A 280-nucleotide genomic window follows, 5' to 3' on the forward strand; every position below is an offset into this window, starting at 1 on the left:
CATGCGCACCTCGCCGATGGCGCCGGCCGGTATCGGTTCACTCGCATCAAGGCCCATCAACGCCCTTATGCCGGCGACGGCCGCATCCCGGTAGGCGCTGGGATTTTCGGACAGCATTTTGCGGGCATGCAGGCGGCCTTCGGTGTCGCGTCCGATGACATCGGTGAACGTGCCGCCGCGATCGATCCAGAAATCCCAGTGTGATTCACTCATGACTTGACCATCCGCGCGGAAAGCACGGTCCTTGTTTCATCGATTTGGGAAAGAGGCGGATTGCAGC

Annotated in this window: 1 protein-coding gene; it reads right to left on the bottom strand. The window is 61.1% G+C overall.

What is annotated here, in order from left to right:
• Positions 1 to 213 (bottom strand): hydantoinase/oxoprolinase N-terminal domain-containing protein (locus AF337_RS12825; RefSeq protein ID WP_280138846.1); only part of this gene is annotated, 213 nt, incomplete at its 3' end.
• Positions 214 to 280 lie beyond the last annotated feature (67 nt).

The sequence above is a fragment of the Rhizobium ecuadorense genome (genome assembly GCF_001187535.1).
Lineage (GTDB): Bacteria > Pseudomonadota > Alphaproteobacteria > Rhizobiales > Rhizobiaceae > Rhizobium > Rhizobium ecuadorense.